This window comes from Flavobacteriales bacterium, assembly GCA_020635395.1.
Lineage (GTDB): Bacteria > Bacteroidota > Bacteroidia > NS11-12g > UBA9320 > UBA987.
This window is the reverse complement of record JACJZV010000004.1, coordinates 122,422-147,427: the sequence shown is the minus strand read 5'-3', so window position 1 is coordinate 147,427 and position 25,006 is coordinate 122,422. Positions and strand designations below refer to the sequence as shown.

Here is a 25,006-nt window from a genome sequence, read left to right as displayed (position 1 = left end):
TGAAATGACAGCACTTAAAGTAGAAAAACGACTAAAAATTAAGCGAAGAGTTCGCAAAAACATCTTTGGCACTGCCTCTAAACCCAGATTGTCTGTATTTAGAAGTAACAAGGAAATTTACGGTCAGATAATTGACGACGTTGAGCAAAAAACTCTTTTGGCAGTTTCATCGCGAACTACCGATGTATCAGGTAATAAAGTTGAACAAGCGTATGCCATTGGAAAAAAATTAGGCGAACAAGCTGTCAGCAATGGTATCGAAGTGGTAATTTTTGACCGAAATGGATACCTATATCATGGAAGAGTTAAAAACTTTGCAGACGGAGCAAGAGAAGGAGGACTTAAATTTTAATTGGAATGGCAACGCAAACTTTAAAAAGAATAAAAACAACCGACATTGAACTAAAAGATCGTTTAGTTGCAATTCAAAGGGTAGCCAAAGTTACCAAAGGTGGTCGTACTTTTAGCTTCACAGCTATTGTGGTAGTGGGTGATGGAAACGGTATAGTTGGTCATGGTTTAGGAAAAGCGGGTGAGGTGCCTGATGCAATTGCAAAAGGTGTTGAAGATGCAAAGAAAAACCTTATCAAGGTGCCTGTTATTAACGGAACCGTGCCTCATGAGCAATATGGAAAATACTCTGGAGGTTTAGTGTTTATAAAACCAGCCTCTCACGGAACAGGTGTAATTGCCGGTGGTGCAATGCGTGCCGTGTTGGAAAGTGCCGGAGTGCATGACGTATTGGCAAAATCAAAAGGATCATCAAACCCTCACAACGTGGTAAAAGCAACGATTGACGCTCTTTCAAGATTAAGAGATCCTTACACAGTTGCCGAGCAAAGAGGAGTTTCTTTGAATAAAGTGTTCAACGGATAATATTGGAAAGATGGGAAAAATTAAGGTAACAAAAATTAAAAGCATCATTAAGCGTCCTGAAGATCAAAAAAGAACAATGGAAGCTTTGGGTCTTAGAAAAATGAACCAAAGTAATGAGTTTGAAGATTCACCTGCTATTCAAGGCATGATTAGAAAAGTGAGTCATTTGGTAAAAGTTGAAAAATAATTGAGTCATGGATTTAAGTAATTTAAAACCCGCCGAAGGTTCGGTTAAAAATAATAAAAGAATTGGTAGAGGACAAGGGTCTGGTAGAGGTGGAACTTCTACAAAAGGACACAAAGGTGCTCAATCAAGAACAGGTTATAGCCGTAAAATTGGTTTTGAAGGTGGTCAAATGCCTTTGCAAAGACGTGTTCCAAAAGGTGGTTTTAAAAATCGTAATAGAGTAGAATACATTGCTTTAAACTTGGGTAAAATTCAAGCCCTTGTTGAAAAGTATAATTTTTCGGAAATTTCTCCCGAAGTTTTGCATCAGGCAAATCTTATTTCAAGAACCGACAAATTAAAAGTTTTGGCTGTTGGTGAATTGAAAAAAGGAATCAACATTAAAGCTCATGCTTTTTCGGAGAATGCCAAAGCGGCAATCGAAAAAATCGGTGGAACAATTGAAACGCTTTAATTAACGGATGAAGAAGTTTATACAAAATATAAAGAATATCTGGAGCATTGAAGAACTCCGAACCCGAATTCTGCAAACCCTTTTATTGTTGGCAGTTTTTAGAATCGGAACCTTCATTGTTATTCCAGGTGTTGATAAAGAAGTCTTGGATTTGCTTAACAAAAGCAATCCGGCTTCTGGCCTGTTGGGTTTAATTGATGTTTTTGCAGGTGGAGCTTTTGAAAGAGCTTCCATTTTTGCATTGGGCATCATGCCATATATCTCTGCATCCATCGTTGTGCAGTTGCTTACCATTGCAGTTCCCTATTTCCAAAGAATGCAAAAAGAGGGTGAGGACGGTCAACAACGCATGAATCAGATAACAAGATGGCTAACCATTGCCATTACGGCGGTTCAGGCAGTAAGTTTTGTTTTAAATTTCAAAGCAACCAAAGGAGATGCTATCGTAGGAGGCGGCACTATGTTTATGCTTGTGGCTGTCTGTGTTTTAGTGGCCGGCACCATGTTTACCATGTGGATTGGTGAGCGAATTACCGATCGTGGTTTAGGAAACGGTATTTCTTTGATTATCATGGTGGGTATTATCTCTAGATTACCACATTCTTTATTGGCTGAAGTGTATGATAAGTTTGTTGGAAATAATGGGGGTGGACCAATTGTGTTCATTTTAGAAATTGTATTTTGGATGTTGGTTATACTGGCAGTTATTCTGCTTGTTCAAGGTACTCGACGAATTCCAGTGCAATATGCAAAACGAATTGTGGGCAACAAGCAATATGGTGGTGTTCGACAATATTTACCGTTAAAAGTGAATGCTGCCGGAGTTATGCCAATCATTTTTGCTCAAGCCTTAATGTTTATTCCTGGCATGTTCGGCGGATTGTTTCAAAACAACCGAACAGCTGGCGGGTTCTTTCAAGGATTTAGTGATTTTACATCATGGACATACAACATTACTTTCTTTTTAATGATTGTATTGTTCACGTATTTTTATACAGCCATCACAATTAATCCTACCAAAATTGCAGATGATTTGAAACGGAACGGAGGATTTATTCCAGGAGTGAAACCAGGAAGAGCAACGGCTAACTTCATTGATGCGGTTATGTCGAGAATTACACTTCCAGGGGCTATATTCTTGGGTATCGTATCCATATTTCCGGCAATTGCAATGACAGTGGGAGGGGTGAACAATCAATTCGCCCAGTTTTATGGAGGAACTTCACTTCTTATTTTAGTGGGAGTAGTTTTAGATACATTGCAACAGGTAGAATCGCATTTATTGATGAGACACTACGATGGTTTGATGAAAACCGGAAGAATAAAAGGAAGAACATCTACTGGAGGAGCTATTGCGGGATAGGTTGAAATTAATCAAAAAAATGTTTAATTTCGCAGCCCTTTAACGCAAGATATGGCAAAACAGGAACCTATAAAACAAGATGGTGTAATAACTGAGGCACTTTCCAATGCAATGTTTAGAATAGAATTGGAAAATGGTCATCAAATTTTGGGAACCATCTCCGGGAAAATGAGAATGCACTACATCCGAATTTTACCAGGTGATAAGGTTCAGGTAGAAATGACACCGTATGATTTAACAAGAGGAAGAATTACGTATAGATATAAATAAAATGAAAGTTACAGCAGCCGTAAAAAAGCGAAGCGTTGATTGCAAAATCGTAAAACGTAAAGGAAAAGTTTACGTAATCAACAAGAAAAACCCTAAATTTAAACAAAGACAAGGTTAATTAATATACAATGGCAAGGATTTCAGGTGTTGATTTACCAAGAAACAAAAGAGGTGTTATAGGCCTTACCTATATTTTTGGAATTGGATTAAGTACGTCTCAACGTATTTTGACCAATAATAGCATTGATTGGAATAAAAAAGTTCAGGATTGGAACGATGATGAAATTGCTGCAATTCGTGGAGCTATTTCTGAAATGACTGTTGAAGGCGAGCTTCGTTCTCAAACCCAGATGAATATTAAGCGATTGATGGATATTGGCTGCTACAGAGGTCTTAGACATAGAAAAGGTCTTCCACTTCGTGGCCAAAGAACCAAAAACAATAGCAGAACCAGAAAAGGAAAGAGAAAAACTGTTGCTGGAAAGAAAAAGGTAACTAAATAATAATTGATAGAATGGCAACCAATAAAAAGGTAGTAAAAAAACGCAAAGTTGTAGTTGACGCAAACGGAAAAGTTTTCGTTAAGGCAAGTTTTAATAATTTGATAGTTTCCATTACAAACAGTCAGGGTCAAGTTGTTTCTTGGTCGAGTGCTGGAAAAATGGGTTTTAGAGGGTCAAAAAAGAACACCCCGTATGCAGGACAAACAGCTGCTGGAGATTGTGCTAAAGTGGCCGCTGATGCCGGAATTAGAAAAGTTGACGTTTATGTAAAAGGTCCTGGAGCAGGTAGAGAGTCTGCCATCAGAACTATTGCCGCAGCGGGCATCGAGGTTATGTCTATAACAGACGTTACGCCTATGCCACACAACGGTTGTCGCCCACCAAAAAGAAGAAGAGTTTAGTCCTAATTATTTATTATAAAAGATAATGGCAAGATACACTGGTCCTAAATCCAAAATTGCTCGTAAATTTAGAGAGCCAATTTTTGGCCCTGACAGAGCCCTTGAAAAAAAGAACTACCCTCCGGGAATGCATGGAAATTCCCGAAAAAGAGGAAAAAAATCTGAGTACGCCATGCAATTGGCCGAAAAGCAAAAGGCAAAATACACTTATGGTGTGTTAGAGCGTCAATTCGCTAACACATTTGATAAAGCTGCCCGTAAAAAGGGTATTACTGGCGAAAACCTTCTTAAATTTTTGGAAAGCCGTTTAGACAATACTGTGTTTAGACTTGGTATTTGCAAAACAAGAAGCGGTGCTCGTCAGTTGGTTTCGCACAAACATATTTTGGTTAACGGACACGTTACCAACATCCCATCTTACCAACTAAGCCCTGGCGATGTGGTTTCTGTACGTGAGAAATCAAAATCGCTTGAATTGATAACTGATTCTTTGGCTCGTAGAAAATCTTTTAGCTGGTTGGCTTGGGAAAATACCAGCTTCACAGGTACTTTTTTGAATTACCCAGAAAGAGATGAAATTCCTGAAAACATTAAGGAACAGTTAATTGTAGAGTTGTATTCTAAATAATCACCTTAACAAAAAAGCAAAAATGGCAATATTAGATTTTCAGAAGCCCGATAAAGTTATCATGCATAAAGACACGGACAACTATGGGTTGTTCGAATTTTCTCCCCTAGAAAAAGGTTATGGAGTAACTGTTGGTAATGCAATGAGAAGAGTTTTGCTTTCTTCGTTAGAGGGATATGCAATCACTTCAATCAAAATTCCTGGGGTTGATCACGAATTTTCAACCATCAAAGGAGTTTCTCAGGATATTACTGAAATGATTTTGAACTTGAAACAAGTTCGTTTTAAACGAATTGCTCAAGGACACGAGGTAGAAAAAATATTTGTTTCGATAAAAGGAAAGGAAATTTTCACGGCAGGTGATATTTCAAGATACACAAATGCTTTCGAGATTTTAAATCCTGATTTGGTGATTTGTGATATGGAGCCTTTCGTGAATTTTGAAATTGAGATTACCGTAGATAAAGGTAGAGGTTATGTTCCTTCTGAGGAGAACCTCCCTTCTGACTCGCCTATTGGTTTGATTCCTATAGATTCTATTTTTACTCCGATAAAAAACGTAAAATATAGAGTTGAAGATTTTAGGGTGGAACAAAAAACTGACTTTGAAAAATTGATTTTTGAGGTTACTACAGATGGTTCAATCCATCCTGAGGATGCTTTAAAAGAAGCGGCCAAAATAATGATTCAACATTTAGTTTTGTTCTCTGACGAAAGCATTTTGCTTGACAGTCAAGTGAAAACTAAATCGGCTGAAGTGGATGAAAATACATTACACATGCGTAAGGTATTAAAAACTTCATTGGCTGATCTTGACCTTTCGGTAAGAGCATACAACTGTTTGAAAGCTGCCGAAATTAGAACTCTTGGCGAATTGGTAAGCTACCACATTGATGATTTGTTGAAATTTAGAAATTTTGGTAAAAAATCATTGACTGAGCTTGAAGAGTTTGTAAGAGAAAAAGGTTTGAATTTTGGAATGGACGTGGCCAAATATAACTTGGACGACGAATAAGAAATAATTACGAAGGAAGGAAATGAGACACGGAAATAAAATAAATCACCTGGGTAGAAAATATGGTCATAGAGCGGCCATGCTTACCAATATGGCAAACTCGTTGATAATGCACAAACGCATTTTTACAACAACGGCCAAAGCAAAGGAACTAAAAATCTTTATCGAACCACTTATTACCAAGTCTAAAGACGATACAGTACACTCAAGAAGAACTGTTTTTAGCTACTTGCAAAATAAAGAAGCGGTAAAAGAATTATTTTCAAGCGTTGCAGAAAAAGTTGGCGGAAGACCCGGTGGATATACACGTATTTTGAAAACACACAATCGTTTGGGTGATAACGCCGAAATGTGTATGATGGAATTGGTGGATTTTAACGAGTTGATGCTTGATCAAGCGGATGCTCCAAAAGCTACTGAATCAAAAGCTAAAAGAACTCGTAGAGGAAGCAAAAAGAAAGCTGACGGCAGCGAGGAAACGGCAGAATAATCTGTTTGTAAAATATTGTTTAAATCCTCTCGCGAAAGTGGGGGGATTTTTTTTTGCATAATGGTTTAGTGGAAAACTGAATTTTTGTGCAAAAAAAAACTCGCCAATTTGACGAGTTTTTGGTGGAGAGTATCGGAGTCGAACCGACGACCTTTTGACTGCCAGTCAAACGCTCTAGCCAGCTGAGCTAACCCCCCGTTGCGGACGGCAAATTTGCACTTTTTTTAATTAACCGACAATTTCTTTTAATCTAATTTTATATGTTTTATCATCCCTTCTAATGGGTGTCGCACGACAGTACCCAAGCTATATCCAAATGTATGCAACACCTCGGATAAAAAGGGGTGCAATTCATAAGCTACCGAACCAACAAAGTGTACGGGAACCTTTGGGTAAACGGAAATATGATTGCCAACAAAGGATTTTAAACCGTTAGCTATTAGTTCAGCCACAAAAGGGTGGTTTTTGTTTTCAACTACAAATGGGAAAAAGGTGGCTAAATAGGTGTTAGGCTTTGGTTGATTGTAGATTCTATCCAAGAATTCATCCTTTTTTAATGCATATTTTTGAACAAACAAGTAGGCTAAATCTTCGGGTAATTGATTGTAAAAGAAGTGCTTGCAAAGCATCTTGCCAAAATAGCCACCACTGCCTTCGTCGCCGAAATATAGCCCTAATGAGTGCGTTTTCTTCTCGATATTTTGACCATTGAAATAGCAGGCATTTGAACCGGTACCTAATATGCCACAAATCCCAATTTGGTTGTTGCAGGTTGCTAAAATTGCACCATTCAAATCATTGGATATAAAAACTTTTGATAGTTGAGGGAAAAAGCCCGTAAATGTTTTACGAAGTTTTTTTATCTGCAATTCATCTGAACATCCTGCTCCATAAAAGTGAATTTCGGTAACCTCATTTTTTACAGAATTGATGGAAGAATTCACCTTCAACGCGGCATACAGTTCCGATTCCGATAAATAATATGGATTTAACCCAGTAGTTTCGAAACGACTTTGAACATGTCTTTGGCGGTCAATCAATGCCCAATCGCATTTTGTACTTCCGCCATCGGCAACAAGTATCACAACTTGGTGGTGTATGGTTTTAGCAATGCTTTTAGTTGTTCTTCTGTAAGCATTCCTGCTTCGTCGTAAACCAATTTTCCTTTTGAGTAAATTTTTACTGTAGGATAGGCAGTAATACCTTGTTGTGATTGAAGTTGAAGGTTTTGCTCACAATCAATTTTAACGATTTTTACCACACTATCAGGATAGGTTTCGTGCCAGCGTTTCAACCATGGTGCCATTAGCTTGCACGGACCACACCAGGTAGTAAAAAAATCAACTACCACTAAATCTGCACTATTGGCAATGCTGTCGTATGACATTGCAGAAAGATTTTTAAGCCCAGCAACGGGAATTGGTGCATTGCCCATTTCTAACGGGTAATCCAATTGTTTCCATTGCATAAGACCACCTTGAAGTTCGTTTACATGCTTAAAGCCCATTTGCTTTAAAATGCCAACTGCCGCCGAACTTCGACCACCGCTTAAGCAATATACAAATAGCGTATCCTCGGTTTTGAAAAGTTTTAACTTTTGATTGAAATCTGGACTGTTATAGTCAATGTTTTGAGCATTTTTAATGTGTCCACCATTGAATTCGCCGGGAGTTCTAACGTCTAAAATTTGTGGATTTCCGGCGGCTTCCAATCGGGTTTTAAAATCATTTACATTTAGCTTGTTTATTTCTGGTTGAGACTGGCCGCAGCTAATAAAAAAGGTCAAAACCAAAGCCACCAATCCTGTAATTCTAAAATTATTATTCATTTTCTCTAATTTTTGCAAAGATATATTCTATAGACTGTTTTTGTTAACAAGCCTTTTGGCATATTGTTTTATAAAAAAGTTATTGTTTTCTACCTTATTTAAAATACCTAAAATCGTGTCCGGCTTTTAGTTGAATCAAAAATTCGTACATCAATTGAACGCAGTTTTCAATGTCGTCATAGTCCACCATTTCCACCGTTGTGTGCATGTATTTCAAAGGTAAAGAAATGAGAGCCGAGGCAACACCCACATCGCTGTATGCAAAGGCATCGGTGTCTGTTCCGGTGCTTCGGCTGGCAGCCATGCGTTGAAACGCAATTTTCTTTTTCTCCGCCACATCAATAACCATATTCAATAAATTATTTTGAACTGCGGGGCCGGTGGTTATACATGGCCCTTTGCCACACTTGGTGTCGCCCTGTTCCTTTTTGTTGTACATGGGGCTGTGCGTGTCGTGGCACACATCGGTTATTATGGCCACATTGGGCTTTATACGTCGGCTAACCATTTCTGCACCACGCAATCCAATTTCTTCTTGCACGGCATTAACCACGTACAAGGTGTAGGGTAATTTCTTTTTGTTTTCTTTTAAAAGTCGAGCCACTTCGGCAATCATAAAACCTCCGGCACGGTTGTCTAACGCACGGCCAACAATGTATTTTTTGTTAAGTTCCATGGCATCGGCATCAAATGTGGCAACAGTGCCTACATGGATGCCCATTTTTTCAACCTCTTCCTTTTTGCTTGCTCCAACGTCTATACACAAGTTGCTCAATGACGGAATTGGCTCTTTGGCTCGGTCTCGCACATGAATGGCAGGCCAGCCAAAAATGCCGTCAACTTTGCCTTTTTTGGTGTGCAGTTTTACACGCATGCTTGGTGCAATTTGGTGGTCGCTACCGCCATTTCTAATAACATAGATATAACCATTGTCATCGATATAGTTTACAAACCACGCAATTTCATCGGCATGAGCTTCTATAACTACTTTATATTCTTTGCCAGGGTTGATAATTCCCACCGTTGTTCCATAGACATCTACCTCATATTCATCAATATAAGGTTTTAAATATTCAAGCCAAAGTTGCTGACCAGGAGTTTCAAAACCAGTGGGTGAGTTGTTGTTTAAATATTCTTTCAGAAATTTTTTACTCTCTTTTCGCATAAGAATTTTTTTGATGGGCAAAGTTAATTATTTCGATTCGGCTATGCTTTTTATTTGTTCTAAAATGGCTTGCAGTCCTTTGGTGGTATGTTCGCATTTATCTCTATCGGCAAAACCCGCCTGATGCCAAGTGAGCAGAACCGATGATTCGCTGGCTATTTTTATTTCGTAGGTAACAATTGAATAGTTTTTGATTTTATCTTCCAAACCGGAATATTGGGCAAGATAGTTATACTCCAAAAGTTCGTTTGGAATGTTTTGTAATACATTTCCCTTGTCTTTGTATTCATATCCTTCATACACCCCCTGAAAAATAATTGGACTTCCTACTTGCCAATCAGTAACAGCCTCGGTGCCAAATAAATAGATTTTTATTTTTTCTGGATTGGTCATTGCATCCCAAACCTGTTCTGCCGTTGCATTAATTTCAACAGAAGCCGACGTTTTTAAATTTAAATCAATCATGAGGGCGAAGGTAGTTGTTTTTGTGATTTGTGAGATTTGCCTATTTTGGGGTTAATACAAAAAAATCAATTCCTAACGCACCACCATCAACTTTGGTTTATAGCTTCGGTTGTCAATGACAATTCCGACAAAATAAACTCCTGGTGTCCAACCGGAAACATCAATGGGTTTGCAACATTTTTTGGCTAAAATGGTGTCGCTGTAAACTATTTTTCCATTGATATCAGTAATTTCCAAACTGCCATTTTTTGCATCTTTTATGTCAATATTTAACGTTTCGGTGGCAGGGTTTGGGTAGATGGTTACAAAGTTTTCCGTAACGGTTTCGTCTTGCACCGATGCCCTCTGACAATCGTAATAAGCTAAGGCATATTGCCCTTTTTTTACATTTTTGATGGTAAACGAACCTCGCTTGTCAAACTTTGAACCCATGTTGTGCACCAAATCAGGATATACCTCCCAGCCAGAAGTGGCCGTGGGTCTATACAGAATTGTCAGGCTATCTTCTGTACCTCGAATCAAATCTGAGTCGAGGTAGCCCAATGCATAATTCGCTCCGGGTTTTAAGCCATTGTATTCAATCGTGGCATCAGCACTAAATCCCGCATTGAAAATGCCATCAATCGTCCAGTAACGCTCTTTTGATATTACTGGATTTTGACTGGTTTGAAAAAGGGTATTGGCTCCAATCCAGTTATGCTCCACCCGCACCAACGATGAATCCGTGTTCGTTTTAACCTGCATGGACATCATAGCGTCGCCAAAGCCATAGCTTCCGGTGTCTTTTATCATTTTCCAATCGTCGGTTATAGCATCGCTCAGCTTTTTGTTGAAATCAAGAGCAACATATACTGGCAGAAATGGGCAATGTATAAGGTAATTTGCTGTTTTTGAATTTGGGCGAACAATGGTCGTTATTTTTTCAAAATTGGCCGAATAAATGGTAACCTCAATGGGAATGGCTGGGCAAAATTCGTTGGTGAACCGTCCGTTTTGCTCAATGTAAACCTTTACAGAATAGGCATTGTTCACCTTTTCAGTTTCAAATTGCACAAGGCCAAGGTGTGGAAATCCGGGTTTATTAATCCAATACTCAAAAAAATAATCCAAATTTTCGGAGGTGTATTTCTGAAAATGATTTTTCAAATCATCTGTATTCACCGCCTGAAATTTATATTCAACCATAAACGAACGAATGGCCTGAAAAAATGCGGAATCTCCCATGTACCCTCGCAGTGTATGCACCATGTCGGCTCCTTTATCGTAAACGTGCATTCCGTAGGTATGTGCGTGGTCTATACCCGAAATAGGCAATGTATCTCCATCTCTTAAATGAGCATAATGCAACACAGCCTTATGGTTTGCAGATATATCTTCGTCGTATCGCTCTTTGCCATATACCCATTCTAAAAACAACCTTTCGCTATAGCTGGCCCAACCTTCGTTTATCCACATGTCTTCAGCTGTGCTACACGTAACGGTATTGCCCCACCAATGGTGGCCAAACTCGTGGGCGTAGAGTGTTTCGTAATCCAAATTACCATTTACAGCGAATATGGGGTAGGCAATGTTGGTGGCATGTTCCATGGCTCCACCGTTAAACGGAACTGCGTTAAAACCAATGCGTTCAAACGTGTGCGAGCCATATCGGTTTTGATAAGCGTCAATGCAATTATTCAGATTTACAAACGAGGCTGCCATTTTTGTCGAGTCGGCGGCAGTACAAGCCAAAACAATCGGAATGTTGGCGTGTGTCCATTGGTCGATGGAGTATGGAGCCACCGCCACGCTGGCCAAATAGGTGGGAATTTCATCACGCATTTGCCAATAAAAAGTAGTTGTTCCGTTGCCATTGGCTGTTTCGTTTTTCAACAAACCATTGCATAACGCTTTTTTGTCGGAAGTGGTCGTTATGGCAAAGTCATAAGTAGCTCTATCCTGAAAATTGTCAACACACGGAAACCAAACACGGCCATAGTTGTGCGGATTGCTGGTAAATCCAACGCCAAGGTTAAAAGCGTATTCACCAGAATAATAAAAGCCTCCCCAACTTTGGTCTTTTATGGGTTTGCCATGATAATAGACATACACCGAATCTTGTATCAACCGAGATAAGCTCTTACCAAAATCTATTTCTAAATCAATGCCGTTTCTACTGTGGTTTACCTTTTCATTTTTATATAAAATGCTGTCAACAGTCAAGCCTTCCAAGTTTAAGGTAATGGTTGCCAAGTCTTCTTGAGGGGTGAAAATAATTTTGGTGAAACCGGAGATTGTTTGATTGTCAAAGTCAGTCATATCAAGGTTTATAGAGTAGTGATTTATATCAAAATTCGTATTTGCTTTTTTATGATTGGAGCTTTCCATCCATGTGTGTCCACATCTGAAATCTCCAACGGGTTTTTGTGCCCAGGCTAAAGCAGAAAGGAGAATTAATCCAATTGTCATATATTTTTTCATATCCAAAAGTGTTGAGTAAAATGAATAATTTCGTACAAAATAAGTGAATATAATTTCTTAGACATGTTTCGATTTGTATTTGTTGCATTGGTATTTATTCCTACCATGGTTTTGGGACAAATTACCATAACCAAAAGCAATATGCCCACCACTGGTACAACGGTGGAATATTCAACCGCTTCGGCAGTTTCTACCACCATTGACGTATCAAAAACAGGGGCAAACTATACGTGGGATTTCTCTGATATACAAGCCAGTGGCAACGGAACCGATGAGTTTTTGAAAAGCTCACAAACTCCGTATATTCTCAACTTTGGTTTTACGGCCATTGGTCAAAAATTGCGAGATTCGGCAGGTTTCGGGCAGTTTCAGTTTCAAAATATTTACAACTTTTTTCAAAGCACGAATTCTGCTTATAGCGATGTGGGCATTGGTTTTCAACTAAGTTCATTGCCTATTCCGCAAAGTGGCAAACACACCGACCCCGATGAAATCTATGTCTTACCACTCCAATATGGAGATTTTGACTCGACTAATTTTGATTTGGTGGTGCCAATTTCTGCCGGATTTACCACCATCGGCAAATTTTTTCGGTCGGGCAATAGGGTCACAACCGTTGATGGTTGGGGCAAAATAACCACTCCTTATTTAAACAATGTGGATTGCATACGATTAAAAAGTGTCATCACTGAATATGACTCGGTAAGCATTTCTTCGTTCAGTTTAAATTTTGGTCAAACCGTCGTTAGAGTGGAATACAAATGGCTTGTCGGTTCGGAAGTTATACCTGCTTTGGCCCTTTCCGGAACAGAAGTGGCCGGACAATTTCGGGCATCAAACATTACTTACAGGGATGAATGGTCGTCAAATTCGCCCATTGCAGTGGATTTTGAGGCCGATAAAACATTGGGTTCGGAGGGCGAGATAATTACTTTCACCAATACTTCATTTGGTTTAGGTTTGACATACAATTGGACAATAACACCTACGGCTAAGTTTGTGAATGGAACAAGTAATACATCCGAAAATCCGGTGGTACTTTTTCAAAACCTCGGAAAATATTCCGTAAAACTGGTGGCATCCAATGGCAATGCAAAAGATAGTATGTTGAAAACTGACTATATTACCATTGATGTAAAAGAAGGAATAAGCGAGTTGGGAGAGGACGGTATCCAGCTCTATCCAAATCCGGCAGGCAATCAAATCAGCATACAATCAGCTAAAGCTATTATACACACAGAGATTTTTGATTTAACCGGAAAATCGGTTTTGCAACAGAAACCAATGTCGAATCAAATTGATGTGAGTATGCTGCAAGCAGGGCTGTACGTAATTAAAATAGAACAACCCAACGGGTTCTTCTTTTCAAGATTCGAAAAGAAATAAGATTAATTGGGGGTGCCGTTTTTAATCCAGGTGTCAATCATCTGTACTTCTTCCGTGGTAAGTTTCGGCCCGAGCGGAGGCATTTCTGGGCAATTTCCGCCGGAAACGGTACAGTATAAATGATGTCCAACCGCTGCTTTCACGTTTTCATAGGTAGTCAAATCAATGCCATGTTTAGGGTTTGCACCGCTGTGACATTTAGTGCATTTTGCATCCAAAATCGGTTTTATGGATGTGGCATAAGTTATCGATGTTGTTTCTGAAGGAGTGGTTTGGGTTGAGTTTTGTGCCATTTTTTTGCTTTTACATCCGGCAAGCACAAATATTCCGATGATGATGAGACTTGTTGACTTCATAAAGTTGTGTACTAAAAACTCCGGTAAATATGCTACTTTTCTTAAAACTTTGACATAAACACCTAATTTCCATTCATATTATTTACTACTTTCGTGTTTTTATACAAAAAGGATGAAATTTACTACTAAGTTGTTGTCGTTGGCTTTAGCCTTGTTTTCTGCCGTTTCTGGCTTCGCTCAAGGTTCAGAAAACTATTCCGTAATAATTCAGGCTAATGCTTCTTCTGACGGAAAAAAAATTACCCTAAATTTTAAACCAGTAGCCGGAGCAACGGGCTATCAACTTTTTAGAAAGGAATTTGGTGCACAAAGCTGGGGTTCGGCCATTGCTACACCTGCTGCTAAAGACTCGGTTTATGTTGATGAGAATATTACGGAGGGTTTGCTTTATGATTACTCCATTAAGCGATTAGGGACTGAGACAGCATACGGCTTTGTTACTTGCGGTGCCAAAGTTGGCCTCAATTTTAGCACAAGAGGCACCATTTTGGTTATCATAGAAAAAACCATGAGTGATTCACTTGCCGATGAAATTGAACAGTATAAACAGGATTTAGTTGGAGATGGATATACGGTTACAGACCTCGTTGTTGATGCCTCTACTTCGCACAAAACGGTAAAGCAGAAAATTGCGGATACTTACATTCTTTTTCCTGATTTGTCCTTGATTTCAATAATTGGCCATGTGGCTGTGCCTTATTCCGGGGTTTATTGCCGCGACGCATATTGGGTGGTGCCACCCGACGGACACAAAGCAGGTGTGGGCGACCATTGCGGTGCTTGGCCGGCTGATGTATATTACGCTGTGCCCTCTGGTTTGTGGACAGATACGGACACCTGTTTGGCCGGAACAAGAAGTTGGACTATAAACGAAGTTGGTGATGGGAAATTTGATCAAATAGAAATACCCGGAAACGTGACTTATGGCTTGGGTAGAATAGATTTGTCCAATATGCCAGCTTTTGGAAAAACCGAAGTGGAACTAATGAGACAATATTTTGGAAAGTTGCATCGCTATAAAATGGCTGTGGATAGACCTATTATGAAAACCATTATTGACGAAAATTTTGGAGCTAATGCCAGCGAGGCTTTTGGCAGCAATGGATACCGTTTTTTTGGAGCGGTTGCTGGTATAAATGCTATTGAACAAAACGATATTATAACCACCATGAAAGATAATCAGTACATATTTGGATATGGCTCAGGCCCCGGATCTTTTACCTCGGCAGGAGGAATCGGAACAACAAATGATTTTGCTGCAAATCAAGGTGCTGCCTATTTTAATATGTTGTTTGGTAGTTTTTTTGGTGATTGGAATGTATCTAATAATTTTCTTCGGGCACCTCTGGCTTGCGAAAAAGGAGGGTTAATAAATGCTTGGGCGGGCCGACCAAATTGGGAGTTTTACCCAATGGCTCTTAACCAGTCTGCTGGAGTTTGTGCCAGAATTACGCAAAACGAAAAATACAATGGGCTATATCAAACAGGATATTTTGCCAATCAGGTGCATGTGGCATTAATGGGCGATCCGAGTTTACGCCTACACGCATTCGAACCACCAAAAAATGTGAATATTTCGGTTTCTAATGCCGGTCAAACGGTGCAAATAACTTGGGAAAAGGCCGACAATGATTTAGCCGATGGTTATGACATTTATTACAGCCGCAACAAATATGGGCCATATACAAAAGCCAATGCAACTTTAATTACTACCACGTCTTTTACACACAGTTCCCCGTTTAACGGAAAGGTTTATTATATGGTCAGAGCCAATCGACTTGAAAACACCTTTTCAGGAAGTTTTTATAACCAAAGCCAAGGAGTTATGGCCGAGATAGACAATTTAGTTAATCTTGGAATTAACCCACTGCAAACTCAGGTTTTGAGTTTGAGTGTTTATCCAAATCCGGCTGAAAATAAGGCTTTTGTAAAGTTTGAAACTACGCAAGGAAATGCCAGTCAACTGTCGGTTTTTGATGCAAAAGGTAATGAAGTTGTTAATGAAATAGTTTATGGCAACGGTTCGCAAATTTATTCTATCGATTTGAGCAACTTCAGTCAAGGGCTTTATTTTATAAAAGTAAATGGCCTAAGCACCCGATTGATGGTAAAGTAGAATAATTTCAACTAAAATTTAGGGTCAATTGTTTAACAGAGATGCACCATTTATTGCAACTTAAATCTTAAATATTTGATTTTAATGCCTTTATCCAACCACTTATGCTCATAATAGGTTTGTATGTTAAGTTCTTGTGGTCGTTCATCCCATGTATATACATCATTGCAATCTATTTCAGGCTCGATTTGTTTTTCAGCAATTACTTCTTTGGTAAACGCATACAGTAGGTCGCTATCTGTTTTTAAGTTTATGATTAACGGAGAGCAGGATATTTGCTGGTAAAGTTCCAAAAAGTTTGGATGAGTCAATCTTTTTTTTGCCTTTCCATCCCGCGGATGGGGGTCGGCAAAGGTTATCCATATTTCCGATACTTCGTTGGCCTCGAAATGGTCGGTTATTCTATTTATCTGACATCTCAAAAAAGCTGCATTTTTAAGATTTTCTTCCAAGGCTGTTTTTGCACCTCGCCAAATTCTATTGCCCTTAATGTCCAATCCCAAAAAATTTTTGTTTGGAAACATTTTGGCCAACCCTATGGTGTATTCACCTTTGCCACAGGCCAACTCCAATACAAGCGGTTGTTTTTTTTCAAATGCTTTGTCCCACGCTCCTTTTGGAGCCTCATCGTGCTCAAATACATTTGCAAACGAGCTTACCTCGGCAAATTTTATCAGCTTCTTCTTTTTACCCATAAAAAAGGCAAACAAAATGTTTGCCTGTGCAATTTTATTAAATCTTTTTTGATTACCCATTATCTCTTTTCTTACCTCAACTAATTTCTGAATGTGCTATTTTCGCCCCGTGGCAGAATCAGTAGTTTCTTTGAGTAGGGCGTTCATTTTTCAATCCAATAATAGTTTGGTTTTGAATGATGTGAATATGCAAATTGCAAAATCCGAATTTGCCTATCTCATTGGCAAAACCGGGAGTGGAAAGTCCAGTTTGTTAAAAACACTTTACGGTGATTTGCCTTTATTGGAAGGAGAAGGCCATGTGGCCGAATTTGATTTGACCAAAATTACCTCTAAAGACATACCATTTTTAAGAAGAAAAATTGGAATTGTTTTTCAAGATTTTCAATTACTTGTTGATCGAAACGTAATGGAAAACCTGCTTTTTGTGTTGAAGGCCACAGGCTGGAAAGATAAAAAGCTGATGGAAAGTAGGTGTATAGAAGTGCTGGATATGGTTGGCCTGGCAACAAAAGATTATAAAATGCCGCATGAACTATCGGGTGGAGAGCAGCAAAGAGTGGTTATTGCCAGAGCATTATTGAATAATCCGGAGGTTATTTTGGCCGACGAGCCAACCGGGAATTTAGACCCCGATGTGAGCGATGACATTATGAAGTTGTTGCACGACATTTGCGAACAAGGAACTGCCGTTTTAATGGCAACCCACGATTATAGAATACTCAACAAATTTGCCGGAACCATTTATCGTTGCGAGTTGAACAGCATAACGAAGGCTACCGAGGTTTTCTAAAGTTTTTGTCATATTCGCTTCCATTAAAGTTTATTTTATTGGATTTGTGAAAGTATTTTATTGGTTTGCATTTTTATGAAACATTAATTAAAGCGTTAAACAGAAAATGAAATTATCAACTTTTACTCTTGCAATTATTGCTATGATTTGGGTTAGTAGCTGCAAGGAAGACCCTGCCCCAAACAACAACACCAACACTCAGCCAAAAGAATTGTGCGATAGTTTAGCCATAACTTATAATGGCCACATTAAAGCTATTGTGGATGCAAAATGCAATACATCAGGCTGTCATGCGGCTGGTGCCGGTGGGTTTATCTTAGGTACTTATGCCCAAGTAAAAGCTGCGGCTGAAACACCAAAATTGTTAGGCTCTATTAAGCACGAAAGCGGTTATGAAGCCATGCCGCAGGGTGCAGCAAAACTTGATTCAACAACTATTCAGATGTTTGAGTGTTGGGAAAAAACAAGTTTTCCGGAAAAATAAATTCTGAAAATCATATTTGATAAAAGAGCGTTTGGCATGCCAAACGCTCTTTTTATAACTCTATTCTAACCTTGTATCCGCTGTGGCTTCTCATGTTAAAAACGCTGCCATCGTCAAACAGTAAGTATTGACCGCGAATGCCCATCAGTTTTTTATCAATGAGATAGGTTTTATCTAACTTTAAACTATACACTTTTGGGGGATAAGCCAAAATAGGGTAAATAAATTGGTCAATGTTTTGATTACCCAAAAGATATTGTTGCATTTCTGTCGGAACGTATTTTTTTAGATTTTCGGCCAGCTCAAACAAATTTATTCTTTCTAATTCTCCTTTCAGCATTTTTTGCCAACTAGTTTTATCAGAAATATAATTTTTCAGGGCAACCTCTATGAGTCCCGCCGCCTGCCTGTAGGGTGTTTCGGCAAGTTTTAGTGTGTATATGGCACCCTGGTCGAGCCAACGAGTTGGAATTTGGGTATTGCGGGTTACACCAACTTTTACATCGGCAGTTTGAGCCAAATAGACAATGTGAGGCGTTAAGTGGTGCTCAACTTCCCACTCAAAATCTCGCAAGGCTATCCCTTCGTGTATTCTGCTTAATTCGGGGCGAATAATGCTTGGGGAGGCTTCTGGCGAATTCATAAAAGCCTCATAGCTCATACCATCGCCAAATGTTTTATTGATTTTTTTGCCCGATACCACACAGTTAATTTCGTGCAGATATTCAATAGAAAAGGATTTGCCAACAAATTCGTTAATAGATATGGGTTCTCTGGCCTCAAGATTATCATATAGCCGCAAGCCATATTGCACATGATTGCCATCCAACCATACTTTCATTTTTCGGATATTTCCCTCTAAAATCATTCAGCAATATTAATGGATTATCCGTTTTTCATTTACCGATTTCAGTGCTTTTCCTGATTTCAATCATAATAGTTTGTACTGTTTTATAGATATTTGCACGGTTTAAACGAATTTTATTTTTAGAGATGCAAAGCGAAACGTTAACAGCAACGGATAACAATGTAGATTTTTTACCACTAAATGGTACTGATCATATTGAGTTTTATGTAGGTAATGCAAAACAATCGGCATACTACTATCAAATGGCTTGGGGGTATGAATTGATAGCCTATGCCGGCCCCGAAACAGGGGTAAGAGACAGAGCTTCGTATGTGTTAAAACAGGATAAAATTACGTTGGTGCTAACCACTTCTATGGAGCCTGAATCGGAAATTGCCAGTCACGTAAAAAAACACGGTGACGGTGTGAAATTTTTAAATCTTTGGGTAGATGATGCCACAAAATCATTCAATGAAACAGTTAAAAGAGGTGCAAAACCTTTTATGGAACCAACCCGATTTGAGGATGAAAACGGCTATGTAATTGTCTCAGCAATACATACTTATGGCGAAACCATCCACAAATTTGTGGAGAGAAGCAATTATAGTGGGCCATTTTTGCCGGGCTATAAAAAGCCTGATTTTAAAATGGAAACCACATCGGTTGGTCTTAAATATGTAGATCATTGTGTTGGAAATGTGGAGCTTGGTCAAATGAATACATGGGTTGATTTTTATGAAAATGTATTAGGGTTTAAACTCTTATTAACATTTGACGATAAAGATATTTCTACCGAATATTCGGCCTTAATGTCAAAAGTGGTAAGCAACGGAAATGGCTATATCAAATTTCCGATAAACGAACCAGCCTCGGGCAAAAAGAAATCACAAATTGAAGAATACATCGAGTTTTATAAAGGTGCCGGAGTTCAACACATTGCGGTTGCCACCGATGATATTATTAGCACCGTGGGTGAATTGAGAAAAAGAGGGGTTGAATTTTTGTATGTACCCGACAATTACTACGAAGACGTTTTGGACAGGGTAGGTCATATTAACGAAGATCTTGCCGAACTTAAAAAACTCAACATATTGATAGATAGAGATGATGAAGGGTATCTATTGCAGTTGTTTACCAAACCGGTAGAAGACCGCCCAACGTTGTTTTACGAAATCATTCAGCGTGTGGGAGCGAAATCTTTTGGAAAAGGAAACTTTAAAGCACTTTTTGAATCAATAGAAAGAGAGCAGGAGCGAAGAGGCAACTTGTAGGATGAAAATATCACTTGCTGCCATTTTATTGTTTCTACTTTTTTCTTCTGAAAAATGTAAGAACAAAGACTTAGTTTCAGTTCAATTGAAAATTACCGAAACCGAGACCTATTGTGGCGGAGCTGCACCTCCCGACGAGTTGATTCAAGACCTGCAAACGCCAAAACCGTTAAGCAGTCGGAAACTTTATTTGTTTAAAGACGACATTTTGGTGGATAGTATTCTGGGGGATAATTCTGACACAACCTATCAAATACAATTGATTTCGGGTAATTACAACCTGCGGCAATCAAATAGTTTGATTAACGGAATTGCCAAAAATGAAGTTCAAAAGTGTATGAATGAATGGCTCTCAAGAAAAATGCAATCCTTTGAAATAAAAGGAGATACTTCGCTGACCATCCATGTGCATTTTGATTGCAACCCCTGCTACCCTCCGCCACCTTGATTAAGGTTTTGGCTCTTCGCACGGATTACATTCTTTCATCATCAAAAGTTCGTAGGCAGTTTTTCCTGCCGTAATTCTTAATGGAAATGCTGTCATTCTGGCCCACTGCAATTCGCATTGAGCTTTGTTGCTCATATCCGCTGGGGCACCCGTACTATCAACGGTTGGAGCTGGATTCAAATCATATTTTGATACCACATATTTGCCCGTATCAATAGAAATGATAGCAATACCGTTTTTGTCTAAAATAAGATTGGTGATAAACTCAAAATTGTCGGGGCCATTAAATCTATAAACTTTCAACGACTCGCTTGCCATTGGTTTGGGTATATCCATTTGTTGCCTTATGTCTTCAGGAGGTTCAATGCCACCGCATGGCATTTCAGTATATTGCATACTAATCGTAACCTCTTGGTTATTCGCTTTTGCCAGTTTGTTTTTTCTACCTTTACATCCGGTAGCCAATATGGCTATTCCTAAAAATAAAATCCCTATTACTCTCATTTCTTGTGCTTTAAAATAAAATTTGCCGTTTCGGTGGCTGCCTTTTTGTTTCCCAATACCTTTCTTAAATGGTTATATTCTTCTTTTATTTTTAGTGCGTTTTTAGTTTCTAAAATAGAATCTAACTCAGCGGCCAAATTTATAGCATTCAAATCATTTTGAATGAGTTCTTTTATCACAGCTTTGTCCAAAATAAGGTTAACCGGCGATATGTATTTTATTTTAACTACTCTTTTCCCAATGGCATACGACAATTTGTTGGCCTTGTAGCAAACAATTTGTGGCACATTCAATAGAGCCGTTTCAAGGTTGGCCGTGCCGGAAGTAACCAATGCCACCTGCGATTGCATAAGGGTTTCAAAGGTTTTTCCGAATTCAATTTTTACATTCTGTGGCAGTTTGGGTAGGTGCTTTTCGATAGTGTAGTCATTCGCAGCTATTACAAAGTTCAGGTTTGGCCGCATGGAGGCCACTTCAAGCATAGGTGGAAGCATTTTTTTTATTTCTTGCTCCCTGCTTCCGGGCAATAGTGCCACTTGGTTTTTGTTGATATCGATGCTTTTTGTGGTACTCAAAAAAGCATCCACCTGCTCCACTACCGGATGACCCACATAGTTGGCATTTATGCCAAATGTTCTGAAATAATTTTCTTCGAATGGAAAAATGCAATACCCAAAATCGACATATTTTTTAATCTTTTTTACCCTTTTTTCATTCCATGCCCATACTTTGGGGAGAATATAGAAGTGAGTTTCAAACCCATGTTGTTTGCAAAATTTGGCAATTTTCAGATTGAATCCTCCATAATCAACCAACACTACTTTATCTGGTTTTTGAGAAACAATTTCGCTGGTTATTAGTCTATACAGTCGTTTGATTTTTGATAAATTCTGTAAAACCTCCACAAATCCCATAAAGCTGTATTGCTTTATATGGGCTGTCAATTGCATGCCGCAGGCCAACATTTTATCTCCACCCATGCCCACAAAGGTGGCATCAGCATCTACTTTTTTTATAGCATCTATAAGGTGCGAGGCATGCAAATCGCCCGAAACTTCGCCCGCTATAAAAAAATATTTCATGACATTACATTTTTCGATTTACCTGACAGAACATGCCTTAATGCATGTTTAAAAACCTTCTCTTTTGGAGCAATATTTTGAAATAATGTATTATAAATCAAAGCGATGCGTAACTAATGACAGCAAAAATGGCATAGATTAATGTGATGACAATAATGCCTCTCAAAAATTTTATCCTCGGTTTGTTGTTGTATGGAATGGCAAAAAGAAAATTAACCAAAATAGAAGGCAAAATCAATGTTCCGGTAGCCTTTAAATTGTAGGTAAAAGCACTGAAATCGTGCCAATTTTCTAACATTCCGGTTTGACTAAAAAGAATATAAAGTACGATTAGGGGAGCTATAAATCCTATTATCAAACCCCAATACATTTTGTTAAATCTGTTCATTCAAATCCCAATTATTTACGATGCCAATAATATGATGTGCCGTTAAGTCGAACTGCACCGGAACCACCGATGCATATCCATTTTCTAAAGCCCAAACGTCGGTGTCGTCTCCATGATCCATATTCACAAATTTACCTGTAAGCCAAAAATATTGTCTGCCTGTAGGGTCGTGTCTATGGTCAAATTCTTCCACCCATTTGGCGTTTGCTTGTCTGCACACTTTTATTCCTTTTAACTCCTCGGAGGGTAGTTTTGGTATGTTTACATTGAGCAAACATCCTTTTGGCATTCCATTGGCTAAAACTTTTCGGGCCACTTTTAGTACCACGGTTTTGGCGATATCAAAGTTGGCCTCAAGGCTGTAATCGAGCAGCGAAAACCCAATGGCATTCAAATCATCTATTGCTCCTTCTACGGCGGCCGACATGGTTCCGCTGTATATCACATTGATGGAAGAGTTGGAGCCGTGGTTGATGCCACTCACCAACAAATCCGGCTTTCTATCCAACACTTTGTCCAAAGCCAGCTTCACACAATCAGCTGGAGTGCCGCTGCATTGGTAGGCAATCACATCATCTCCAAAAAAATCGCTTCGGTCGAGCCGCAGTGGTTTGTTTATGGTTATGGCATGCCCCATGCCACTTTGCGGGCTGTCGGGTGCTACCACCACCACGTCGCCAAGTTGTTTCATACACTCTACCAACGCACGAATGCCGGGTGCCGTTATTCCGTCGTCGTTGCTGATTAATATTAAAGGACGCTTTTCCATTGCGGCGAATTTAACCGCTAAAAAAAGGCTGACAAAAGCAATCACTTATTTTTTACCAAAACTTAAACTTAGGCCATGAGCATTGCTATTTTTGCCCCAATGTTGCTCGAATTAAAAGTAGATAATTACGTACTCATAAAATCGCTCCGATTTGCACCCGAGCAGGGGTTTAATATTATTACAGGCGAAACCGGAGCGGGAAAATCTATTTTAATTGGGGCTTTGGGCTTGGTGCTTGGCGATAGAGCAGACACCAAAAGCATTTTGGACGAGGAGAAGAAATGTGTCATTGAAGCCATTTTTAACATCAAATCCTTAAAACTGGAATCGTTTTTTGCCGAAAATGATTTGGATTATGAACCCGAAACCATCATCAGAAGGGAAATTTTGCCTACAGGGAAATCGCGAGCTTTTGTAAATGATACTCCCATAACGCTCAACACTTTGAAGGATTTGGGAGAAAAATTGGTGGACATTCATTCCCAACATCAAACGTTGCGATTGGGCAGCACCGATTTTTTGTTTCATTGGCTCGATTCGGTTACAAACAATTTGGATTTGGCCGGAAAATTTGAACGGCACTATTCTTCTCTGATAAAAAAGGAAAAGCGGTTATCCGAACTGATGAACCAACAACAAAGCCAAAACGCCGAGCAAGATTATTTGCAATTTTTGTTTGATGAATTGCAGGCATTGAATCTCGAAAAAATAGATTATCCAAGTATAGAAAATGAATATGAGTTGCTTCAAAATGCCGAAGAAATTGGCGAGATTGTTGGGGCGGCGGTATATGAACTGAAAGAAAGTGAACATTCGGCCATTGATAAACTAAAACAACTTTCGAGACAGTTGTCAAAAATAGCCGGACAAAAAGGTGATTTGGCTACCATTGCCGACCGACTTTTGGGCTTAACTTCTGATTTTGAAGAGGTGGTAACCGACCTCAGAAATATTGCCGAACAGGCCACTCCGGATGCTTCGAGGTTGGCCGAATTAGATGGTATTTTTCAGCAAATTCATTTGCTTCAAACCAAACACCGTGTGGCCACTTTTGAAGATTTGTTGCAGGTAAAGCAGGAAATTGAAGGCAAACTTTCTGCAACGGTTTCTACAGAAATGCTATTAGAAACACTTGCCAAAGAAATTGAAACCGACAAAACAGATTGTCTAAAATTGGCCAAAGAGTTGCACTCCGCCCGACAACTTGGTGCAAAACCATTGGAGGAGAGAATAAATAAAGATTTGAAAAATCTGGGTTTAATCAATTCGTTGGTCAAACTTTCGTTGAACGAAAATCAGGAAATGAACAAGTTTGGACAAACCGATTTTGAACTCCTTTTTTCATCCCATCAGAGTGGAGCGTTGCAGCCCGCTCACAAAGTGGCCTCGGGGGGCGAGTTGTCGCGATTGATGCTTATTTTGAAAAGTTATTTGGCTCAAACCAAAAAGCTACCAACCATTATTTTTGATGAAATAGATACAGGGGTTTCTGGCGAGATAGCCAACCGAGTGGCGGAGGTAATGAGCAATCTTTCTCAAAAACTTCAAGTAATAACCATCACACATTTGCCCCAGGTGGCGGCCAAAGGTTCGGCCCATTTTTACGTGTATAAAGATGTTCGACACAGCGAAACTTCAACGTTTGTTAAAAAACTAAACAAGGAGGAACGTATTGAGGAGTTGGCCAAAATGTTGAGCGGCGACAATCCTTCGGATGCGGCCAAAGCTAATGCACTGGAGTTGATCAATTCATAAAGCCTTT

31 protein-coding genes and 1 tRNA gene are annotated in these 25,006 nt (G+C 39.1%); 19 read left to right on the top strand and 13 right to left on the bottom strand.

Going from position 1 to position 25,006, the window contains the following annotated elements; translation table 11 throughout:
* Window positions 1-4 precede the first annotated feature (4 nt).
* From H6607_11790 to rplQ, 12 genes are read left to right on the top strand one after another with little or no spacing between them, the layout of a single operon-like run.
* Window positions 5-352, top strand: coding sequence for a 50S ribosomal protein L18 (locus tag H6607_11790; GenBank protein ID MCB9263046.1), 348 nt, complete (start codon window positions 5-7; stop codon window positions 350-352).
* A 5-nt stretch (window positions 353-357) separates the two neighbouring features.
* Window positions 358-876 carry a 30S ribosomal protein S5 gene (rpsE, locus tag H6607_11785; GenBank protein MCB9263045.1) on the top strand — a complete coding sequence of 173 codons (519 nt, stop codon included), beginning with the start codon at window positions 358-360 and terminating at the stop codon, window positions 874-876.
* A 10-nt stretch (window positions 877-886) separates the two neighbouring features.
* Window positions 887-1,063 carry a 50S ribosomal protein L30 gene (gene rpmD, locus H6607_11780; protein ID MCB9263044.1) on the top strand — a complete coding sequence of 59 codons (177 nt, stop codon included), beginning with the start codon at window positions 887-889 and terminating at the stop codon, window positions 1,061-1,063.
* A gap of 7 nt (window positions 1,064-1,070) precedes the next feature.
* Window positions 1,071-1,517 (top strand): 50S ribosomal protein L15, encoded by a 447-nt coding sequence (rplO, locus tag H6607_11775; GenBank protein ID MCB9263043.1) that lies wholly within the window; start codon window positions 1,071-1,073, stop codon window positions 1,515-1,517.
* A gap of 7 nt (window positions 1,518-1,524) precedes the next feature.
* A complete protein-coding gene (secY, locus tag H6607_11770) occupies window positions 1,525-2,880 on the top strand; it encodes a preprotein translocase subunit SecY (protein ID MCB9263042.1) in 1,356 nt (451 codons plus the stop codon).
* A gap of 51 nt (window positions 2,881-2,931) precedes the next feature.
* Complete coding sequence (gene infA, locus H6607_11765) at window positions 2,932-3,150, top strand: translation initiation factor IF-1 (protein MCB9263041.1); 219 nt, start codon at window positions 2,932-2,934, stop codon at window positions 3,148-3,150.
* 1 nt (window position 3,151) lies between these two features.
* Entirely contained in the window at window positions 3,152-3,268 is a 117-nt protein-coding gene (gene rpmJ / locus H6607_11760; protein MCB9263040.1) for a 50S ribosomal protein L36, read from the top strand.
* 10 nt (window positions 3,269-3,278) lie between these two features.
* On the top strand, window positions 3,279-3,653 hold the full coding sequence (gene rpsM / locus H6607_11755) for a 30S ribosomal protein S13 (protein MCB9263039.1): 375 nt from the start codon (window positions 3,279-3,281) through the stop codon (window positions 3,651-3,653).
* Window positions 3,654-3,664: 11 nt separating this feature from the next.
* Window positions 3,665-4,054 carry a 30S ribosomal protein S11 gene (rpsK, locus tag H6607_11750; protein MCB9263038.1) on the top strand — a complete coding sequence of 130 codons (390 nt, stop codon included), beginning with the start codon at window positions 3,665-3,667 and terminating at the stop codon, window positions 4,052-4,054.
* Between the two features lie 25 nt (window positions 4,055-4,079).
* The gene (rpsD, locus tag H6607_11745) at window positions 4,080-4,682 is read left to right on the top strand and encodes a 30S ribosomal protein S4 (GenBank protein MCB9263037.1); all 603 of its coding nucleotides are present in this window, start codon (window positions 4,080-4,082) and stop codon (window positions 4,680-4,682) included.
* A 22-nt stretch (window positions 4,683-4,704) separates the two neighbouring features.
* Entirely contained in the window at window positions 4,705-5,697 is a 993-nt protein-coding gene (locus tag H6607_11740) for a DNA-directed RNA polymerase subunit alpha (GenBank protein MCB9263036.1), read from the top strand.
* A gap of 22 nt (window positions 5,698-5,719) precedes the next feature.
* Window positions 5,720-6,187, top strand: a complete 468-nt coding sequence (gene rplQ / locus H6607_11735; protein ID MCB9263035.1) for a 50S ribosomal protein L17 — start codon at window positions 5,720-5,722, stop codon at window positions 6,185-6,187.
* 120 nt (window positions 6,188-6,307) lie between these two features.
* Here rplQ and H6607_11730 read toward each other — a convergent pair.
* The 6 genes from H6607_11730 to H6607_11705 form a co-directional block, all read right to left on the bottom strand.
* Window positions 6,308-6,384: transfer RNA gene (locus H6607_11730), tRNA-Ala, on the bottom strand.
* Between the two features lie 48 nt (window positions 6,385-6,432).
* Window positions 6,433-7,272: an N-acetylglucosamine kinase gene (locus tag H6607_11725; GenBank protein MCB9263034.1), complete on the bottom strand. Its 840-nt coding sequence runs from the start codon at window positions 7,270-7,272 to the stop codon at window positions 6,433-6,435.
* On the bottom strand, window positions 7,269-8,015 hold the full coding sequence (locus H6607_11720; protein ID MCB9263033.1) for a thioredoxin fold domain-containing protein: 747 nt from the start codon (window positions 8,013-8,015) through the stop codon (window positions 7,269-7,271). Before H6607_11720 ends, H6607_11725 begins: the two co-directional genes overlap by 4 nt.
* A 94-nt stretch (window positions 8,016-8,109) precedes the next feature.
* Entirely contained in the window at window positions 8,110-9,180 is a 1,071-nt protein-coding gene (locus tag H6607_11715; GenBank protein ID MCB9263032.1) for a M42 family metallopeptidase, read from the bottom strand.
* A 27-nt stretch (window positions 9,181-9,207) separates the two neighbouring features.
* The gene (locus H6607_11710) at window positions 9,208-9,645 is read right to left on the bottom strand and encodes an SRPBCC domain-containing protein (GenBank protein ID MCB9263031.1); all 438 of its coding nucleotides are present in this window, start codon (window positions 9,643-9,645) and stop codon (window positions 9,208-9,210) included.
* 72 nt (window positions 9,646-9,717) lie between these two features.
* On the bottom strand, window positions 9,718-12,093 hold the full coding sequence (locus H6607_11705) for a T9SS type A sorting domain-containing protein (protein ID MCB9263030.1): 2,376 nt from the start codon (window positions 12,091-12,093) through the stop codon (window positions 9,718-9,720).
* A 75-nt stretch (window positions 12,094-12,168) separates the two neighbouring features.
* Here H6607_11705 and H6607_11700 point away from each other — a divergent pair, with 75 nt between their 5' ends.
* Complete coding sequence (locus H6607_11700) at window positions 12,169-13,491, top strand: T9SS type A sorting domain-containing protein (GenBank protein MCB9263029.1); 1,323 nt, start codon at window positions 12,169-12,171, stop codon at window positions 13,489-13,491.
* Between the two features lie 2 nt (window positions 13,492-13,493).
* Here the strand turns inward: H6607_11700 and H6607_11695 are convergent, their stop codons facing one another.
* Window positions 13,494-13,847 (bottom strand): hypothetical protein, encoded by a 354-nt coding sequence (locus H6607_11695; protein MCB9263028.1) that lies wholly within the window; start codon window positions 13,845-13,847, stop codon window positions 13,494-13,496.
* Window positions 13,848-13,959: 112 nt separating this feature from the next.
* On the opposite strand from H6607_11695, the gene H6607_11690 reads away from it, so the two are divergent.
* Entirely contained in the window at window positions 13,960-15,963 is a 2,004-nt protein-coding gene (locus tag H6607_11690; GenBank protein MCB9263027.1) for a T9SS type A sorting domain-containing protein, read from the top strand.
* A 50-nt stretch (window positions 15,964-16,013) separates the two neighbouring features.
* Here the strand turns inward: H6607_11690 and trmB are convergent, their stop codons facing one another.
* On the bottom strand, window positions 16,014-16,658 hold the full coding sequence (gene trmB / locus H6607_11685; protein ID MCB9263026.1) for a tRNA (guanosine(46)-N7)-methyltransferase TrmB: 645 nt from the start codon (window positions 16,656-16,658) through the stop codon (window positions 16,014-16,016).
* A 91-nt stretch (window positions 16,659-16,749) separates the two neighbouring features.
* On the opposite strand from trmB, the gene H6607_11680 reads away from it, so the two are divergent.
* Entirely contained in the window at window positions 16,750-17,451 is a 702-nt protein-coding gene (locus H6607_11680; protein ID MCB9263025.1) for an ATP-binding cassette domain-containing protein, read from the top strand.
* Window positions 17,452-17,557: 106 nt separating this feature from the next.
* Window positions 17,558-17,935 carry a hypothetical protein gene (locus H6607_11675; protein MCB9263024.1) on the top strand — a complete coding sequence of 126 codons (378 nt, stop codon included), beginning with the start codon at window positions 17,558-17,560 and terminating at the stop codon, window positions 17,933-17,935.
* Window positions 17,936-17,987: 52 nt separating this feature from the next.
* On the opposite strand, the gene H6607_11670 is transcribed toward H6607_11675, so the two are convergent.
* Window positions 17,988-18,803 carry a DUF2797 domain-containing protein gene (locus H6607_11670; GenBank protein ID MCB9263023.1) on the bottom strand — a complete coding sequence of 272 codons (816 nt, stop codon included), beginning with the start codon at window positions 18,801-18,803 and terminating at the stop codon, window positions 17,988-17,990.
* A 125-nt stretch (window positions 18,804-18,928) separates the two neighbouring features.
* On the opposite strand from H6607_11670, the gene hppD reads away from it, so the two are divergent.
* Window positions 18,929-20,053 carry a 4-hydroxyphenylpyruvate dioxygenase gene (gene hppD, locus H6607_11665; protein ID MCB9263022.1) on the top strand — a complete coding sequence of 375 codons (1,125 nt, stop codon included), beginning with the start codon at window positions 18,929-18,931 and terminating at the stop codon, window positions 20,051-20,053.
* Window position 20,054: 1 nt separating this feature from the next.
* The gene (locus tag H6607_11660; protein ID MCB9263021.1) at window positions 20,055-20,501 is read left to right on the top strand and encodes a hypothetical protein; all 447 of its coding nucleotides are present in this window, start codon (window positions 20,055-20,057) and stop codon (window positions 20,499-20,501) included.
* Here H6607_11660 and H6607_11655 read toward each other — a convergent pair whose 3' ends face one another.
* From H6607_11655 to surE, 4 genes are all read right to left on the bottom strand, one after another.
* The gene (locus tag H6607_11655; GenBank protein ID MCB9263020.1) at window positions 20,502-21,005 is read right to left on the bottom strand and encodes a hypothetical protein; all 504 of its coding nucleotides are present in this window, start codon (window positions 21,003-21,005) and stop codon (window positions 20,502-20,504) included.
* A complete protein-coding gene (gene lpxB, locus H6607_11650) occupies window positions 21,002-22,087 on the bottom strand; it encodes a lipid-A-disaccharide synthase (protein MCB9263019.1) in 1,086 nt (361 codons plus the stop codon). The genes H6607_11655 and lpxB overlap by 4 nt, the downstream gene beginning before the upstream one ends.
* Before the next feature lie 97 nt (window positions 22,088-22,184).
* Window positions 22,185-22,475, bottom strand: coding sequence for a hypothetical protein (locus H6607_11645; protein ID MCB9263018.1), 291 nt, complete (start codon window positions 22,473-22,475; stop codon window positions 22,185-22,187).
* The gene (gene surE, locus H6607_11640) at window positions 22,462-23,244 is read right to left on the bottom strand and encodes a 5'/3'-nucleotidase SurE (protein ID MCB9263017.1); all 783 of its coding nucleotides are present in this window, start codon (window positions 23,242-23,244) and stop codon (window positions 22,462-22,464) included. Before surE ends, H6607_11645 begins: the two co-directional genes overlap by 14 nt.
* 75 nt (window positions 23,245-23,319) lie before the next feature.
* On the opposite strand from surE, the gene recN reads away from it, so the two are divergent.
* A complete protein-coding gene (gene recN / locus H6607_11635) occupies window positions 23,320-24,999 on the top strand; it encodes a DNA repair protein RecN (GenBank protein ID MCB9263016.1) in 1,680 nt (559 codons plus the stop codon).
* Window positions 25,000-25,006: the final 7 nt, after the last annotated feature.